Here is a 15,007-nt window from a genome sequence, read left to right on the forward strand (position 1 = left end):
TCTTTCAGGCGTTCCTAAAGACCAACGTCCGGCAGCGTCGGACGCGTAGCGAGCGCCTTCGCGACGATGTCTTTGACTTCGGCGAGCGTGTCGCCTTGCAGCGCGAGGCGCGGCGGACGCGTAACGGCGCTGCCTCGGCCGAGCAGTTCCTCGCACAGCTTGATGCATTGCACGAGGTCGGGGCGCGCGTCGAGGTGCAACAGCGGCATGAACCAGCTGTACAGCGCCAACGCTTCATCGAAACGCTTCTGCGTGGCGAGGCGAAACAGCGTCTCGCCTTCCTTCGGGAACGCGTTCGACATCCCCGACACCCAACCTTCCGCACCCACCGCGATGCTTTCGACCACCACGTCGTCGAGGCCGGCGAACAGCACGAAGCGGTCGCCCACCGCGTTGCGCAGATCGATGAAGCGCCGCGTATCGCCCGACGAATCCTTGAAGCAGACGATGTTCTCGCAGTCCTGCAGCGCGATCAGCACGTCCGGCGTCACGTCGTTCTTGTAGATGGGCGGGTTGTTGTAGATCATCACCGGCAGGTCGGTGCTGGTCGCGACCGAGCGGAAATGCGCGGCGGTTTCGTGCGGCTTCGCGGAATAGACGAGCGCCGGCATCACCATCACGCCGTCGACGCCGACACGCGCCGCTTCACGCACCGTCTGCCGCGCGAACTCGGTCGTGAATTCGGCGACGCCCGCGACGACCGGCACCTTGCCGCCGGACGCGTCGCGCGCGGCCTCGATCACCTGCAACTTCTCCGACGTGCTCAGCGAAGTGTTTTCGCCAACCGTGCCGCAGACCACCAGACCCGACACGCCGTCCTTGACGAGATTGCTGACCACGCGGTGCGTCGCGTCGATGTCGAGCGAGAAATCCGGCTTGAACTGGGTGCTGACGGCGGGAAACACGCCGCTCCATTGGATAGCCTTGCTCACTTTGTCCGTCTCCTTCAAAAAGCCGGCCGCGCCGACACACGTTGAATATGACGACGAGTATCGGCCTTTGTCCGCAAGCGGGCTTGGGCTTTTTCGCGGCTGAAAGAGATTAAATCCGCACAATCGGCGAGACGCGGAATAGCCGCGTCGGGTCGCGCCATTCAACTTCACGGCAACGCTGCAGCGGCGCATGTGAGCGCCGTCGCGCGATGCGTCGACGCGGTCCCGGATGCCGAGGCCGGCATAGCGGCACGCGATGCGTCGTAGCTCTTGCCGCCCGCGCGTAGGCGGTGCGACGAGGCGCGCGCCTCCGTCAAACGATCAGGCGCCCAGCAACACACCCGTTCTGATCGGCCGCGTGCCGGTCACGCGACCGAGCGGCGCACCGGCCGTCACGAAACGGATCGCGCGCCGCATATACAGCACCCCTTCGGTATGGCTCGCGATCGTGGTCGTCTCGTCGGTCAGCGGATCGACGATATCGAACAGCGGCTGGCCGACGCGGATCGTGTCGCCGATCTTCGCGCGGTGCACGAGAATCCCGCTTACCGGCGCATAGAACTGCTCGCTGCCCGCGAGCGGCGTCGCCGGCGACAACAGCGGCGGCAACGGCTTGGCCTCACCGCGAATCGCACCGCGCCACACCAGATAGTCGACGAGCGCGTCGGCATCCTGCTGCGCGATTTCGTACGACACGTCGCGCTGGCCGCGGCATTCGACCGTCACCGCGATCGACCCGGTCGGCACCGGCTTACTCGCCGGCATCTGCTGCTGCAACGTCCACCACAGTAGGCTATGCGTTTCGTCGAACGCGCCGCCGCCCGAATCCGTCGCGAGCAACGAAGCCTCGGCGCCGAGGTAGCGCGACAGCGGCTCGAACTCGGCCCACGCTGCCTCGCTCGTGTACACATGCATCGCCGCTTCGAGCGAGCAATGCAGATCGATCACGACGTCCGCGTCGCACGACAGCTTCAGCAGCGCCAGTTGCAGCGAGTCGAATTCGGTCAGCGGCTTCTGTCGCGCAAGTTCGGCCGCGAGCAGTGCGCGCACGATGCGGCGGTTCTCGTTCGCGTCGGTACCCAGCACCTCCTTTGCATTCTCGACGAGCTTCGTGAACTGCACGAAATGCCGGTTGAAGTTCTTGCCGCTGCCGAGATCGAAGCGGCCGACGAACTGACCGAGCACGTATTGACTGAGCCCGACCGGATTCGAGACCGGCACGAGCACGATTTCCGCATTCAGCGCGCCGGCCTGTTCGAGCTCCAGCAAACGCCGTTTCAGCAGCACCGTGGTCAGCATCGACGGTGTTTCGTCGGCATGCAGCGACGCCTGGATGTAGATCTTCTGCGCGCTATTGGCCGGGCCGAAATGAAACGACACCAGCTCGCGGTGCGTGCCGATAGCCGGCGACAGAAGCGGAATCGATTGCCTGTTCATGAATGGAAAGCTGTGAAGATGAGTTGGAAATCCGGATCAGTTGCCGTACGGATCGAAGTCGAAGTACTTCTTCGCAATCCGCGCATAGGTGCCGTCCTCGCGCATCGACGCGATCGCCGCGTTGATCGATGCCTGCACCCCGGTTTCGTCTTTGCGCAAGCCGATGCCGACGCCGCGATCGCCCATCGAAAGCGGCTCGCCGACAAACGCGAAGCCCTTGCCCGCGGGCGTGCGCAGGAAGCCGTAATCGGCCTCGACGGTGCCGAGCAACGCACCGTCGAGCCGCCCGTTGCGCAGATCGGCGAACACCTCGTCCTGGCTCTTGTAGGCGACCACGTTCGCGCCGAGCGGCGTCCAGTTCTTCAGCGCGTAGCCCTCGAACTGCGTGCCCGACTGCACGCCGATCTGCTTGCCGGCAAGTCCGCTCGCCGTAGGCGCGAGCGCTGAGCCTTGCCGCGCGATCAGCCGCGACTTGAACTGGAACAGCTTCGACGAAAACAAAATCTGCTGCTCGCGCTTCTCGGTGATCGCCATCGACGACAGCACCGCGTCGATCTTGCGTGCCTGCAGCGCCGGGATCATGCCCGAAAACTCGAGTTCGACCCACTGGCAATGCGCTTGGATGCGCCGGCAAATCTCGTTGCCGAGATCGACGTCGAAGCCCTTCAGGCTGCCGTCGGGTGCCTTCGAGTCCATCGGCGGATAGGTCGGGTCGATGCCGAGGCGCAGTGTGTTGGCGTCAGCGGCGAACGCGCCGCTGCTGAAAGCCAGCGCGGCGCAAAGAGTCATCAGCAGAGTTTTCATGGAAGGCGACGGGGAGCGGATCAGGACAGCGCGATCGTAAGCTGCCGCCGCGCCTCAAAGAAGTCTCGTTCGGACTATCATGATCACTTTTACCGATCACCCGACCCTGACCCCATGGCATTGACGATTTCGCAGTTGCGCGCGTTCACGGCGGTCGCCGAGCATGGCAGCATCCGCGCGGCGTCGCGCGCGCTCGGCATCGCCCAAAGCGGCATCACGCAGCAGTTGCAGAACCTCGAATCGATGCTCGGCGCAACGTTGTTCACGCGCACCAATCGCGGCATTGCGCTGACCGCGCTGGGCCAGCGGCTGCTGCAGCGGGCCGGCGCGATCCTCGGCGAATGCGAGCGGGCCGAGGAGGACGTGCGTCAGTTGCGCGGCGACTACGTGGGCGAGGTGACGTTCGGCATGACGACCGAGCCGCTCGTCGACGCGTTCGCGCCGGTGCTGATGGAATTTCGTGCGCGCTTCGAGCGCGTCGCCGTGCATCTGCGCACGGGCACGTCGCGCATGATGATTTCGTGGATCCGCGAAGGCACGTTGGATTTCGCGGTCGCGCTCGTTTCGAAGCAGACCGATACCGCCGATCTGTCGGTCACGCCGCTCTATCCGTCCGACCCGGTGATCGTGTGCCGGCGTGGTCATCCGAAGGCGGGCGCGAAGTCGCTCGCCGAGCTCGTCGATTGCACGTGGGTGACGACGCGCTCGCCGAATCTGACCGAGGAGCCGCACGTCAACCGCTTGAGCCATCTGTTCGACAGCCACGGTTTGCCGCCGCCGAAGATCGTCGCGACCGTCGAGGGCTTATACGAGACGTTGCATCTGGTAGGCGCGACGGATTGCCTGTCGCTCGAATCGTCGGTCATCACGAAGCGTGGACCGTTCGCGGACATGCTGACGACGATCCCGGTGCGCGAGCGCGCGTTGCAGCAGAACGTGTGTCTGCTGCAACGCGCGGCGATTCCGCTGACGCCAGCCGCGCAGGAGTTCGCGACGATGATCGCGTCGTACACGCGCACGGTGCGGGCGCGTTGAGCTTTGAAGTTCAACCCGCCGTTTCTTCGAGCGCGATCAATTCTTCGATGCGCTGCCTGCGCCGGATCAGCCGCGCATTGCCGCGCTCGATCAGCACCTCGGGAGCAAGCGGCCGGCTGTTGTAGTTCGATGACATCGACGCGCCGTACGCGCCCGCATCGTGAAACACGAGCAGGTCGCCTACTTGAGGCGCGGGCATCGAGCGGCTCGTCACGACTCCGCCTTCCGCCTGCGTAAACACGTCGCCGGCCTCGCACAACGGCCCCGCCACGCTGAACGAGCCGACCGGCGCATCGCTCGGCGTGCCGTCGCGCCTAAGCACGCTGATCTCGTGATGGCTGCCGTAGAACGATGGCCGTACGAGGTCGTTGAAGCCCGCGTCGAGCAGCGCGAATTGCCGCGACGGCCGCCGGTTCAGCGCGTGCACTTCGGCGACCAGCACCCCTGCCCGCGCGACCAGAAAGCGCCCAGGTTCGATTTCGAGCCGCACACGATGCCCGACGCGCGCTTCGATGCGCCGCCGCGCATCGTCCCACAGCCGGAAGTAATGCGCGGTATCGACGCTCGGCTCGCCGTCGCGACACGGCACCGACAAACCACCGCCCGCGGAAATCGCCTCGATATCCTCATCGAGTTCAGACACTGCATCGACCATCGCGTCGCAGACTTTCGCGAGATGCGCGTAGTCGACACCGGAGCCGATATGCATGTGCAGCCCGACGAGCTTCAGCCGATAGCGCCGCACCAGTTCGAGCGCGCGTGGCAGGTCGTCGCGCCAGATGCCGTGCTTGCTGTGCTCGCCGCCAGTGTTGGTCTTGCTGCTATGGCCGTGACCGAAGCCTGGGTTGATCCGCAGCCACACGCGATGGCCTTCGCTCGCATGCCGTCCGAGCCGGTCGAGCATGTCGAGCGAGCCGGCGTTGACCGTGATCCGCTCGTCGAGCACGGTGGCCAGCGTCGCATGGTCGAGCACGTCGGCGGTGAATACCACGCCTTCGGGTGCGTCGTGCGACGCAGGTTGAGCCGCAAACCCCGCCGCAAAACTGCGTGCCAGTTCGCCTACAGAGACTGCATCGACCATCACGCCTTCGTCGCGCATCAGCTTCAGGATGTGCACGTTCGAACAGGCCTTCTGCGCATAACGGATCGTGTCGAAGCTGCGCAACTGCGCGATGCGCTGGCGGATCGTGTCGGCGTCGTACACCCATAGCGGCGTGCCGTGCTGGCGCGCGAGCCCGGCGAGTTGATGGGGGTTGAATGGCGTCATGGTCGGTTGCATGTCGAAGCTTTGTGAAAGCGGTAGCCGAGATGATGAGCCGCGGCGATCATTCAGTAAAATACCAATCTATCGCTGATCTATTCACTTCTGATATATCCCAAACCCACATGGCGCTCACGCACCGGCACATCGAAATCTTCCGCGCGCTGATGACGGCCGGCAGCGTCACCAAGGCAGCCGAGATGCTGTTCACGTCGCAGCCCACCGTGAGCCGCGAACTCGCCCGCATGGAACAGAGCATCGGCTTCGCGTTGTTCGAACGCGTGCAGGGCCGGTTGCGCCCAACGCAATCCGCGCTGACGCTGTTCGACGAGATTCAGCGCGCGTATGTCGGGCTGGAGCGCGTCGCGTCGACGGCGGCCGCGCTGCGCGAATTCAAGGGCGGCCAGCTGTCCGTGATCGCGCTGCCGGTGTTTTCGCATTCGATCCTGCCGGGCGCCGTCAAACGCTTTCACGATGCGCAGCCGGGTGTCAGCATTTCGATCGCGACGCAGGAGTCGCCGTTTCTCGAAGAATGGCTGACCGCGCAGCGCTACGACCTCGGCCTCACCGAGCACGACGCGCCGCCGCCCGGCACGCGGCTCACGCCGCTGATCGCCGTCGATGAAGTATGCGTGCTGCCCGACGCTCACCCGCTGCTCGCGAAACGTGTGATCGCATTGAAAGACTTAGCGGATCAGGCGTTCATCAGCCTGTCCGCCAACGATCCGTACCGGCTGCAGATCGACGAAGCGTTCGCGCGGGCTGGCATCGCGCGCCGCCTGTTGTTCGAAACACCGACCGCGGTGTCCGTGTGCAGCTTCGTGCGGCAGGGGCTCGGCATCGCGATCGTCAATCCGCTGACCGCTCTCGATTTCGCGGGCCGCAATCTGCATATCCGGCCGCTCGCGTTATCGCTGCCGTTTCGCGTCAGCGTGATCCGTCCCGAGCACCGGCCCGCGCATCCGCTCGCGGACGCGTTCGTCGGCGCGCTGCAAAGCGAAGCCGCCGCGCTGCGACTACAATTGAAACGTCACACTAGCCCCACGCGGTCCTCGCAGTCATAGCAGTCACGGCGGCGCCCCGCCTCATCGCCCGGCGAATCCGCGCAGCAGCCCGCGCGCTCGCGCGGGGCCACCGCCCGAACCATCCGCCGCGCGAACCGGGCACGCTGCAAGCTGACATCACCCGCATACCGATTACCGACGCGCCGCGCGTTCGCGCCGCATCGGCGCGCCGTTTTCGAGTCTTCACGTCATAGACCCTCAACAGGAGTGTTCCACATGATGAATCGAGACAATCCCGTCTGGCTGATCACAGGCTGTTCCACCGGTTTCGGCCGCGAGCTAGCGAAGCTCGTGCTCGAACGTGGCTGGCGCGCGGTCGTCACCGCGCGCGATGCAGCGAAAGTGAAGGACATCGCAGAGGGGCACGGCGAGCGCGCGCTGGTGCTGCCGCTCGATGTGACCAATCGCGCGCAGATCGAAACCGTGGTCGCGCAGGCGAAACGCCATTTCGGCCGCATCGACGCGCTCGTCAACAACGCGGGCTACGGTTATCTGGCCGCAATCGAGGAAGGCGACGACAGCGAAGTGCGCGCGATGTTCGAGACCAACGTGTTCGGTCTCATCGACATCACGAAGGCCGTGCTGCCGATCATGCGCGAGCAGCGCAGCGGTTTGATCGTCAACGTGTCGTCGATCGGCGGCATTACGAGTTTCGCGGCGACCGGCTTTTATCATGCGACCAAGTACGCGGTCGAGGGGCTGTCGGAGTCGCTGGCGCTGGAAGTGAAGCCGCTCGGCATCGGCGTACTGATCGTCGAGCCGGGGCCGTTCCGCACCAACTGGGCGGGGCCGTCGATCAAGCAGTCGGCGACGCTGATCGACGACTACGCGTCGACCGCCGGCGAGCGCCGCAAGCAGACCGAAGCGCGCAGCGGCAAGCAGGCCGGCGACCCGGTACGCGCCGCGCAGGCGATCATCGATGCGGCGTTGTCGGACGCGCCGCCGCTGCGTTTGCTGCTCGGCAAGGCCGCGCTCGATCTCGCGTACAAGAAGCTCGATTTCATGCGCGCCGATTTCGACACCTGGCGAGCGACGACCGAGGGCGCGGATTATCCGGAAGGGAACCCTTAAAACTCCACCAGCGCAAAATCGTCCTTGCCCACATCGCACAGCGGGCAGCGCCAGTCGGCCGGCACATCGGCCCAGCGCGTGCCCGGCGCGATGCCCTCTTCCGGCACGCCGGCGGCTTCGTCGTAGACCCAGCCGCAGATCACGCAGACCCATTGCTTGAACTCGACGGCCGCGGCGGCGTTCGCGGCCGACGGCGCATCGGGCGTGTCGAGCACGGCGGCATCCGCCGCGGTCGTGCGCGCCGTCGCATCGAGGCTCACGACGAGCGGCGCGACCGTGCCGCTACCGGTTCCCGCGAGTCGCGCCTGCAGACTGTCGAGCAGGCGCTGCGCTTCGTCGTGCGTCAGATCGATCCAGTACGGATCGCCGGCGCCGTCGTTGAGCCGCTCGGGGGAAAACTGGATTTCTACGGCTACGCCCTTCTTGTACATGGCAATCGGAATCTCGAGAAAGCCGGCGACGCGCGCCGGCGAAAGGCTGCCCGCGCGAGGCGCGCGCTGCTTCAGTGCGCCTGTAACAGCAGGTTCAGCGCGTACGACGCGATCAGGCCCGCGGCGCCGATCAGGCCAAGCAGTTGCAGCAGAGTGAGGGATTTACGGGAGGCGGTGGGGGATTGTTGCGTGGTCACGAGCGAGTCTGGAAGTTCGGAAAAAGCGCAATGGTACACGGGTGCAGACGCGACGAATGTCGATTGGCGCAAACTCGCGAGCAATAACGGTACCGTGCGACATTATCGCCGCTTGCGCGCCGCGCATTGTCTACCGTGCGGAGATGGATTAATTCCCAGCGAGGGAGAAAGCCGTGGCGGGACCGCTTGCGCGGCGCCGGTGAACACACCCGCAGCGCGCCGCGCTGCGCTCAGGTCTTCGCGAGCGGATTGCCGTGACGCGAATCCCAGAAGCGGATCACCGAGGTATCGCCAGTGCCCGCGCCGACCACCTTGTCCGGCGCGCCGCACTCGCGCAACAGCGCGCGCAGGTCGTTGATGACCGGGAATACCTCGTGATTCCAGTCGGCTCCCTGCGAATCGTGGGCGCGCTGCTCCGCCTCGACGATCTCGCGATCCTCCTTGAAAATGCGCTCGGTGAACCACACCAGCAGCGGCCATGCAAGATTCATCACGCCCGGAATGCCGGGTTTGCGGATCGACAGCAGCCCGAAGGTCCGGTTGGTGCGCTGCTCACGATCGAGCGGCACATAGACGATCCACAGGTCCATCACCAGCGTCTTGTCGTTGTTGCGGATCTGCAGGGTCTGGTACGGGTATTCGGTGCGGATGGTCATCACGTCTTTGTGATTGAAGCCACCGGTCTTGCGCCGCTCGCCGAACACCATCGCCTCGCCAATCGGCTGCTGGCCCGCCATCCGCGCGAACGTATAGTCGATCTCGACCCAGCCCTCACCGCGCCGCCGCCCGAGCGAACGCGCGCGCATCTGCCCCATCTGGCGTCGATGCAGGAACTGGTGATTCATGTCCATCAGGTTCTCGTGCATGAACGAATAATGACACTTGACCGGACGGCCGAAGCGGCGCGTCTTGTACTTCGGGTCCGACACCGAACGAAAGTCCGGCAGCGGCCGTTCGTCGGCGAGCGCGGCATCGCCGGGAAACACGAAGATCAGTCCCTCCACTTCCTGACACGGATAAGAGCGCACGCCGTTCGGCAAACGCTCGCGGCCGAGGTACGGCACGTCGATGCAGGTGCCCGAGCAGTCGTAGGTCCAGCCGTGATAGCCGCAGCGAATCGATTCGCCGTCGACCACGCCCTGATGCAGCGGCACTTGCCGATGCGCACAACGGTCTTCAAGCGCGAACACCTTGCCGCTCTCGGTGCGCGCGAGCACGATCGGATCGCCGGCGAAGGTCACGCCGAGCGTCTTGCCGCGCTTCACTTCATGCGACCACGCGAGCGGGTACCAGTAATCGGGATGAATGGCGACGCGGCGCAGATCACGCACCGGCGCGTCGTGAGTGGCTTGAGCAGGCGCGGCGGCAAGCGCGGCGCCGGCGATTTCCTGTTCCTGTTCTAGCGGGGGAACTGCATGCATAGGTCAAGCCTCCGTGCACGAGCGGATAGAAGGTTGCCGCGCTGCATGGCAGTGCGGCATCTTCACCAGTCTACTTGATGCGGCCGCCGCATGGCACTGTCGCGGGCATGCGCGATGCGTCGCAGCACATACTGCGGATCAGCCGCATCGGCGTGAAGGATCTACCTTTACCACACCCGCCCTACAGAAACATTGACCTGGGTTATGAGCTGTCCATCGACTTGCTCAATCCTCGTCGCCTGCGACCAGTCCGGTGCGCCGTTGCACGCCCCATGCGCGGCCGCCGCGCAAAAACTGCAGCCAGCCGAGCGCGGCGCCCAGATGACGCGCGAGCTGAAACGTGAACGGCTCGGCGACGGCCGCGAGCATCGCCATGCCGAGGCTGTTGCCGCTGCGCTCGCCGGTCCAGCGCCGGTACAGATGGATGCTCCACAGATAAAACGCCAGGTCGATCGCCGTTTTCAGACCGATCACGCTGAAGATCGACACGACGATCGCGCCGTGTCCGCCGAATAGAAAACCGAGTAGCAATGCGAATGCCGTGAGGCCGTAGATCGGCTGCATCGTATCGATCGCCTTGATCGGCAGCATCAGCATGCCCAGCGTGCCGTAGCGCGGATTGCCGGTCATGTCGCGGTTCCAGTACTGCGTCTGCAGGAAGCCCGCGAACCAGCGGCGGCGCTGGCGCAGAAAGCTTGCGAGGGTGTCGGGCGCATCGGTGCGCGCGTGCGCTTCGCCGACCACGCGCACGTCCCAGCCGAGCTCGTGATCGATCGAATAGCGGCGCAGCCGGTGAATCAGCTCGTAGTCCTCGACCAGGCACTGCGAATCGAAGCCGCCGACCGCGACAAGCGCATCGCGGCGGAACGACGCGAATGCGCCCGAGATCAGCAGCAGGCTGTCCGCACGCATCCACGCGAATCGCGCGATGAAGTTGCGCATGTACTCGTAGGTCTGGAACCACTGGAACACGCGGCCCGACAGCGACTTGCCGCAGACCGGCACGAGAATGCCCGCCGCCGCGACGAGCGATGGTTCGCTCGCGAACGCGGCGCGCATCGCATAGGTCGCGTCGTCGTCGAGCAGCGTGTCGGCGTCGACGGTCATCACGGTATCGGTCGTCATCACGGTGATCGCGGCGTTCAGCGCGCGCGCTTTGCCGCCGTGCGGCACGCGCAGCCAGAACAGATTCGGATGCAGCGAACTCGGCGCGCTCAGCACGCCTTCGGCGGCGGGCGTGAGGCCGAAGCGTTGCGTGAGCAGGTCGGCGGTGGCGTCGGTGGAGCCGTCGTCGGCGATCACGATCTGCGCCGGGCCGTGCGTTTGCCGCAGCAGAGCGGCGAGCGTGACCGGCAACACGGCCGCCTCGTTATGCGACGCGACGATCACACCCATGCCCGGCAGTTCGCGCCGTTCGTAGTCGGCTTCGAGCGGCGCCGCGCGGCGCGTGAGCGGCAACGATTTCCACGTGACGAACGCGAGCAGCAACGTGTCATAGACGACATATGCAATACCGGTCGACCACGCAAGCGCACCGCGCAGAAAGAACGCCCGCGCGAACAGCAGCGCCCACAGCACGACGACGCTGGAATGGATCAGCGTGCTCCATAGCGTCGCGCGACGCGGCAGGATGCGTGGCGACGCGGCTGCGAGTGCCTGTTCGAGGGTCTTCTTCAAAGCGAATATGTCAGGTTGGGGCTGTTGGCCGTTGGTTGTTGAAACCGTGTTCGTGCCGCGGCTTCACGGCTTCATGCGCTTCAACACCGATTTACGATCGAGCCATTCATGCTTGAGCGCGCCGCCGATATGCATCGCCAGCAACGCATAAAGCGTATAGCCGAGCCACGTATGCAGCGCGCCGAAGCGATCGTGCAATGTCTCTTTCAATGCCGGGTCGAGGTGCATCACGTAGCCGATGCGCGGCCATTGGAACAGGCCGAACCACTGCATCGGATGCGTGGCCGCGTCCTTCCACGCCGAATCGTGCAGCCAGCCGGACAGCGGCAACGCAATCATCAGCAAATACAGCGCGAAGTGCGCGAGATGGGCGGCCATCTTTTCCCACGACGGAAACTCGCGCGGCAACGGCGGCGGCTTGTGCGACACGCGCCACAGGATGCGCAGCACCGCGAGCCCGAGCACCGTGATGCCGATCGATTTGTGCGTGTCGATCACCGGACGCACCCAGTCGTCGGGCAGCGAATCAGCGGACAGAGCCAGCACGACGTTGACGATCATCAGCAACGCGATCAGCCAGTGCAATGTCATCGCGGTACGCGTGTAACGCGGCGGGTAAGTCGCATCGGTCGAATCGGCCAGGGAGTTCGCTCGGGTGTTCATAGGGAGTTCCGTTCACGAAGGCGATGAATGCCGCGAAAGAGGTTTGAAAATCGACGCTACCGGTATCAGGCAAACGCCCAAGTTTGCCGTCTTATTCCCTAAAGCGCTTAACGTGCATGTTTCAGTTTGTTTCGGGCTTCTGATTTCGGGCATCGGCTCGCTTCACGGCACGTCGCAGGTCCTTGTCCCGCTCATCGCTCAACTGCCGCTCGCCCCAAGCGCGCACGGCGTCGGCGAACAAACGCAGCGCGGCCGGCGGATGACGGTTGGCCGGGTAGTACAGGCACAAGCCCGCGAAGGTCGGGCTCCACTCCGCCAGCAACTGCACGAGCCGCCCGCTCGCGACATGTTCCGCCACATGGTCGAGCGGCACCCAGGCGATGCCGATGCCGGCCAGCGCCGCTTCGACCATAAGGTTCACATTGCCGAGCGTCATCGGCCCGTCGACGTCGATGCTTGCGCTCTTGCCGCGATGCGTGAGGTCCCAGCGATACAGCGTGCCGCTTTCAAAGCGAAAGCGAATGCAACGGTGGCGCATCAGATCGTGCGGCGCCTTGGGCGCGGGATGACGCGCGAGATACTCGGGCGACGCGACCGCCACCAGACGCATGTCGCGCCCGAAGCGGACCGCGATCATGTCGCGCGGCACGTCCTCGAGCACGCGGATGCCCGCATCGAATCCTTCGGCGACGATATCGACGAGCCTCGAATCGACCACGAACTCGACGTGAATCTCCGGATAGCGCGCAAAGAAATCCGGCAGCACGTGTTGCACGAGCTGTTTCGCGGACGCCTCCGAAGCGCTGATGCGGATCGTGCCCGACGGCCGGTTGCGCGCGGCCGTGACTTCCCCGACCGCGTCGTCGAGATCCGCTAGCGCCGGACGCACGCGCCGTAGCAATTGCTCGCCAGCTTCCGTCAACGCGACCGAACGCGTGGTGCGATTGAAGAGCCGCACGTCGAGGCGCGACTCCATGTTGCGCATCGCGTGACTCAACGCCGACGGCGAAAGTCCGAGCACCCGCGCGGCCGCGCTGAAGCTGCGCTGCTCGGCGATCGTGATGAAGGCGGTCAGTTCGGCAAGGCCCGCGCGCGGTAGTCGGGAATTCGTCATTTGTGAATTCGATTCAATACCTCATGCAAGTATAGAGAGATTGTTGAGCCGCACACAGCAACCTAAACTCGCTTCCAATGCCACGGCTCGCGTGGCTCGTGTCGTATTCAAAGCGTCGTGACCCCGGCAGCAGCCGGGGCCGGGCGCATCAACTGGAGCGTCGTATGCAAACACGTCAACTCGGTAAAAGCGGCCTCGAAGTATCCGCGCTCGGCCTCGGCTGCATGGGCCTGAGCTTCGGCTACGGCCCGGCCACCGAAAAAGCGGCGGGCATCGAACTGATCCGCGCGGCCTTCGAGCAAGGCGTCACGTTCTTCGATACCGCCGAGGTCTATGGTCCGTTTGTGAACGAAGAGCTGGTCGGCGAAGCGGTCGCGCCGTTTCGCGATCAGGTGGTGATCGCGACCAAATTCGGCTTTCAGGACGGCGACACGAAAAAGCCGCTCAACAGCCGGCCCGAAACCATTCGCGCTGTCGCCGAGGCTGCGTTGAAGCGTCTGAAAACCGACCGCATCGATCTGTTCTATCAGCATCGCGTCGATCCGAACGTGCCGATCGAGGACGTCGCCGGTGCGGTGAAAGAGCTGATCGCCGCGGGCAAGGTCGGGCACTTCGGCCTGTCCGAAGCGGGCGTGGAGTCGATCCGCCGCGCGCACGCGGTGCAGCCGGTCGCGGCGTTGCAAAGCGAGTATTCGCTGTGGTGGCGCGAGCCCGAAGCCAGCCTGCTGCCGACGCTAGAAGAACTCGGTATCGGCTTCGTGCCGTTCAGCCCGCTCGGCAAGGGCTTTCTGACCGGTGCGATCGACGAACGCACGACCTTCGACAAGAGCGATTTCCGCAATATCGCGCCGCGCTTCTCGGAAGAGAACCGCAAGGCGAACGCAGTGCTCGTCGACGTGCTCGGCCGGATCGCGGACGGCAAAGCCACGACGCGCGCGCAAATCGCGCTAGCGTGGCTGCTCGCGCAAAAGCCATGGATCGTGCCGATTCCGGGCACGACGAAGCTGCCGCGCCTCGCGGAGAATCTCGGCGCCGCCAGTGTCGTGCTGACGCCGGCGGATCTCGCCGACATCGAAGCGGCGCTCGAGCAGATCAAGGTGGCGGGCGAGCGCTATCCGGCGCAGTTTCAGCGGTTCATCAACCGCTAGGCGGTGCTCGGTCGCGGCGCTTCAGTTTTTAGGCCTGTGCCGCGGTTTGGCTGGCGGTTTGCCCGGCGGTTTGCCTGGCTTTATGCCCGGCATTTTGCTCGATGGTTTGCCTGGCTTCTTGCCCGGCGCCCCGCAGATCAGCGCGACGCCAGCCTGCGCCGTCGCGCGCAGCGATTCGCGCGAGTCGCCCGCGCGCGAGCGCAGCGCGAGAGTATGCAGAATCGCCGATGCGACTTTGGCGAGCAGCGCGGGACTCGCGGCCGCATCGAGTTCGCCTTGCGCTTGCGCGCGTTCGAACCGTCGCTCGAACTCGGCATCGAACGTGGCCAGACCGTGCGCGAGCTTGTCACGTACTTGCGCATCCGCTCTCGACTCCACCGCCGCCGTGCCGATCAGAAAGCATCCGCGCGCCACCTCGCCTTGCGGAAAGTAGAGCGCGAGGGCGCCTTCGTACACGGCCAGCAACGCCTCGGCGAGCGGCAGGTCACCATGCAGCGCGGCTTGCATCGCATCGCGGCCAAACGCGATGTAGCGATCGAGCGTGTCGAGATACAGCGCGTGCTTGTCGCCGAAAGCGCCGTACAGGCTCGGCCGGTTCATGCCGGTCGCCTCGCTCAACGCGTCCAGCGACGTGCCCGAGTAGCCGCCATACCAGAACGCGTCGCGCGCATCGTTCAGGGCCTGTTGCGAATCGTAGCTACGCGGTCGTCCGCGCGAGCGTTTCTCAGTTTTTGTACCGGTATGCATAAAAT

The 15,007-nt window shown here is 64.9% G+C and carries 15 protein-coding genes; 4 read left to right on the plus strand and 11 right to left on the minus strand.

Features of this window, described 5'->3' with window-relative positions; genetic code table 11:
- Positions 1-14: 14 nt before the first annotated feature.
- From AB3X89_RS11580 to AB3X89_RS11590, 3 genes are all read right to left on the minus strand, one after another.
- Positions 15-932 (minus strand): dihydrodipicolinate synthase family protein, encoded by a 918-nt coding sequence (locus AB3X89_RS11580; protein WP_368583387.1) that lies wholly within the window; start codon positions 930-932, stop codon positions 15-17.
- Between the two features lie 321 nt (positions 933-1,253).
- Positions 1,254-2,369: a succinylglutamate desuccinylase/aspartoacylase family protein gene (locus tag AB3X89_RS11585; RefSeq protein ID WP_368583388.1), complete on the minus strand. Its 1,116-nt coding sequence runs from the start codon at positions 2,367-2,369 to the stop codon at positions 1,254-1,256.
- A 36-nt stretch (positions 2,370-2,405) separates the two neighbouring features.
- On the minus strand, positions 2,406-3,173 hold the full coding sequence (locus AB3X89_RS11590) for a transporter substrate-binding domain-containing protein (RefSeq protein WP_368583389.1): 768 nt from the start codon (positions 3,171-3,173) through the stop codon (positions 2,406-2,408).
- A 114-nt stretch (positions 3,174-3,287) separates the two neighbouring features.
- On the opposite strand from AB3X89_RS11590, the gene AB3X89_RS11595 reads away from it, so the two are divergent.
- Positions 3,288-4,208 (plus strand): LysR substrate-binding domain-containing protein, encoded by a 921-nt coding sequence (locus AB3X89_RS11595; RefSeq protein WP_368583390.1) that lies wholly within the window; start codon positions 3,288-3,290, stop codon positions 4,206-4,208.
- Between the two features lie 10 nt (positions 4,209-4,218).
- Here AB3X89_RS11595 and lysA read toward each other — a convergent pair whose 3' ends face one another.
- Complete coding sequence (gene lysA, locus AB3X89_RS11600) at positions 4,219-5,475, minus strand: diaminopimelate decarboxylase (RefSeq protein ID WP_368583391.1); 1,257 nt, start codon at positions 5,473-5,475, stop codon at positions 4,219-4,221.
- Positions 5,476-5,594: 119 nt separating this feature from the next.
- Here lysA and AB3X89_RS11605 point away from each other — a divergent pair, with 119 nt between their 5' ends.
- Together AB3X89_RS11605 and AB3X89_RS11610 are read left to right on the plus strand one after the other, a co-directional pair.
- Positions 5,595-6,533 (plus strand): LysR family transcriptional regulator, encoded by a 939-nt coding sequence (locus AB3X89_RS11605; protein WP_368583392.1) that lies wholly within the window; start codon positions 5,595-5,597, stop codon positions 6,531-6,533.
- 216 nt (positions 6,534-6,749) lie between these two features.
- Positions 6,750-7,604 (plus strand): oxidoreductase, encoded by an 855-nt coding sequence (locus AB3X89_RS11610; protein ID WP_368583393.1) that lies wholly within the window; start codon positions 6,750-6,752, stop codon positions 7,602-7,604.
- On the opposite strand, the gene AB3X89_RS11615 is transcribed toward AB3X89_RS11610, so the two are convergent.
- The 6 genes from AB3X89_RS11615 to AB3X89_RS11640 form a co-directional block, all read right to left on the minus strand.
- Positions 7,601-8,035, minus strand: a complete 435-nt coding sequence (locus AB3X89_RS11615) for a rubredoxin (RefSeq protein WP_368583394.1) — start codon at positions 8,033-8,035, stop codon at positions 7,601-7,603. The two genes, AB3X89_RS11610 and AB3X89_RS11615, sit on opposite strands and share 4 nt — an antisense overlap.
- 71 nt (positions 8,036-8,106) lie before the next feature.
- Positions 8,107-8,232, minus strand: a complete 126-nt coding sequence (locus tag AB3X89_RS11620; protein WP_368583395.1) for a hypothetical protein — start codon at positions 8,230-8,232, stop codon at positions 8,107-8,109.
- A gap of 230 nt (positions 8,233-8,462) precedes the next feature.
- Positions 8,463-9,653, minus strand: a complete 1,191-nt coding sequence (locus tag AB3X89_RS11625; RefSeq protein ID WP_368583396.1) for a Rieske 2Fe-2S domain-containing protein — start codon at positions 9,651-9,653, stop codon at positions 8,463-8,465.
- A gap of 225 nt (positions 9,654-9,878) precedes the next feature.
- Positions 9,879-11,330, minus strand: a complete 1,452-nt coding sequence (locus AB3X89_RS11630; protein ID WP_368583397.1) for a glycosyltransferase family 2 protein — start codon at positions 11,328-11,330, stop codon at positions 9,879-9,881.
- 63 nt (positions 11,331-11,393) lie between these two features.
- Entirely contained in the window at positions 11,394-11,993 is a 600-nt protein-coding gene (locus AB3X89_RS11635) for a cytochrome b (RefSeq protein WP_368583398.1), read from the minus strand.
- A gap of 121 nt (positions 11,994-12,114) precedes the next feature.
- Entirely contained in the window at positions 12,115-13,107 is a 993-nt protein-coding gene (locus tag AB3X89_RS11640; RefSeq protein WP_368583399.1) for a LysR substrate-binding domain-containing protein, read from the minus strand.
- A 164-nt stretch (positions 13,108-13,271) separates the two neighbouring features.
- Between AB3X89_RS11640 and AB3X89_RS11645 the strand changes: the two genes are divergently transcribed.
- Entirely contained in the window at positions 13,272-14,255 is a 984-nt protein-coding gene (locus tag AB3X89_RS11645) for an aldo/keto reductase (RefSeq protein ID WP_368583400.1), read from the plus strand.
- Positions 14,256-14,276: 21 nt separating this feature from the next.
- Here AB3X89_RS11645 and AB3X89_RS11650 read toward each other — a convergent pair whose 3' ends face one another.
- Positions 14,277-15,002: a TetR/AcrR family transcriptional regulator gene (locus AB3X89_RS11650; RefSeq protein ID WP_368583401.1), complete on the minus strand. Its 726-nt coding sequence runs from the start codon at positions 15,000-15,002 to the stop codon at positions 14,277-14,279.
- Between the last annotated feature and the right edge of the window lie 5 nt (positions 15,003-15,007).

Origin of the sequence: Paraburkholderia sp. BR14320 (assembly GCF_040948665.1) — a bacterium.
Classification (GTDB): Bacteria; Pseudomonadota; Gammaproteobacteria; order Burkholderiales; family Burkholderiaceae; genus Paraburkholderia; species Paraburkholderia youngii.